2 protein-coding genes are annotated in these 2,153 nt (G+C 38.6%); both read left to right on the top strand.

Going from position 1 to position 2,153, the window contains the following annotated elements:
- Positions 1 to 54: 54 nt before the first annotated feature.
- The gene (locus KIH86_RS27830) at positions 55 to 621 is read left to right on the top strand and encodes a hypothetical protein (protein WP_223081226.1); all 567 of its coding nucleotides are present in this window, start codon (positions 55 to 57) and stop codon (positions 619 to 621) included.
- 13 nt (positions 622 to 634) lie between these two features.
- A partial coding sequence (locus tag KIH86_RS27825) for a motility associated factor glycosyltransferase family protein (protein WP_223110776.1) occupies positions 635 to 2,153 on the top strand: 1,519 nt, incomplete at its 3' end.

Below are 2,153 nucleotides of genomic sequence, written 5' to 3'. Positions count from 1 at the left end.
TGCACAGTTAATACCGATAATTATATTAACTGATGGATTGAGGAGTGAGTATAAGTGAAGGTAACCATTGATAATCAGAATGAATTGCTACTGGAAGCCGATATAAAGCCAATCAACGAATGGTGGATAGCATCAACCTCTAAAATATATAAGGAAGACCGGCTCATTTACAGTGTAGAGATTGATGACAATCCCGTTTTTAGTGGATATGAACAAATCATAGTTAACGATTACAGAGGTATCAATCGAATTAATATTATTACAAAAACCAAGAAGGAAAGTATCGTTGAAACCGAACTGGCCTTAGCTGATTATCTCGATCGATTTATCCCGACTTCGCGCCAAATAGCTGATTACTTCTATGGGGAGCTGAGCGAGGAACAATGGGCGGAATTCACTCAATTGGTTGAGGGGCTGAGTTGGATAGTGAATTCTCTAAGATTTCTTCAAATCTTGCATGAGAATCAAGAAATATTGGCCTTACAAGTGCTGCAGATGGAAGCGCTGGTTAAGGAACTTGGTGAAAGCCTGGAGCGAGCGGAATATACTCTTACTGCCGATCTACTGAACTATGAAATAATACCATTGCTGGAAAAGATGAAGATCAATACTATTCATTAAGGAGTCGTCAAAAATGGATCTTTATCAGACTAATATTAAATTCTTGACCAAACACTATCCGGCCTTGCTTAAAGTTATTGATGATGCTGAAGAAGAGAGAAAAGAAGAAGCTATTCTCACGCGTAACAATGAACCTAACCTTGTCGTTACATCTGATGGGAATTCGTATTTTCTACACAGTAGATATAATGCCAAAGAAGAAGCTAAAAGATGGATCGTTACATTGAAGGAAAAAATTGAAAGTCAGTATATCCTGATTGTCGGGATCGGACTTGGTTTTTTTCTAGAGGAACTGTTGGTTGCCACCAAGGCAAAGCATATATTTATACATGAACCAAGCTCAGAAGTTTTCAATACCTGGTTGAAGGTTAAGGATACCCGAGCAGTGCTATCGGATCCTAGAATTAAGTTATTTGCTGTTGGTAATGACGAATANCCTGGAACCATAGCACAACTCGACTTGGAATTAAAGGATATGATTATTCAACAAATCTCAAATATGCAGACTCGAAAAGAATACCAGGAGACTTGGTTAAATAATATTTTGGGAAATATCTCACATATGTCTGTATCACCATCCATATCTGAGTTGAAGGATATTTGGAAAGACAATGGGGTCAAGGCTATAGTGGTAGGTTCCGGCCCTTCGTTGAAAAAAGATATTCACTATCTATCTGGGTTGAAAGACAAATGTTTAATTATTGCGGCGGGTTCGAGCATCCAAGCAATGGAACACTTTGGAGTATACCCGCATGTTGTGGTTTCAATGGATGGAAGCCTATCCAACTACGAGGTGTTCAATAATATTGATACGTCCAAAGTTCCATTAATNCATTATGAGGGGCCGATGTATCATGCCAAATTCAATAATGATTTAATTACAAATCATATTTATGATCAGGAGAACATCATTCCTGGTTTCATCTCAACATCAACCGTAACAGGAACAGCCATACAATTGGCTGAGTACATGGGGATCACACAGATTATGCTTATGGGGCAGGATTTATCTTTTCCTGATGATGAATATTATGCTCCTGGTGTCAATCATATATCGGAAAATTCTAAAGAAGCACATATTTCCCATGCGGATTTGTGGGTAGACAATGTTGAAGGCNAAAGCATGAAATTCAGAGGTGTGGATATCATAAACACTTCGAAAAAGGGGGCTGTAATAGAAGGAACGGAGTGGGTTTCTATGGATGAACTAACTCCTAGGCTGCAGCAGGAGCCTTCGAGATCGTTGGAGATTGCTTCTGGGATTTCTGCGCTATCTTTGGAAACTCAACTTGATAATATAAGCCGCTCCACAACAAACCTTACTAAAGCGCTACAACAGATTTCTAAAATGGATATCAAGCTCAAGAAATTGCTGAAGCTCATGACAAAACTGGAAAATGCGATAACTGCCCGTAATCTCAATCAGGTGAATCGCGTTCTGGATGAGATTAACACTTTGTGGAAGTGGACGACAAACCAAGAGATATTTAATGTTTTTTATAATTACTCTCTAGGACACTATATAAACATCT

Origin of the sequence: Paenibacillus sinensis (assembly GCF_019904155.1) — a bacterium.
In the GTDB taxonomy this organism is placed as follows: domain Bacteria; phylum Bacillota; class Bacilli; order Paenibacillales; family Paenibacillaceae; genus Paenibacillus_AQ; species Paenibacillus_AQ sinensis.
Note: the sequence above shows the minus strand (reverse complement) of the source record. Positions and strands in the feature narration are given on the sequence as shown.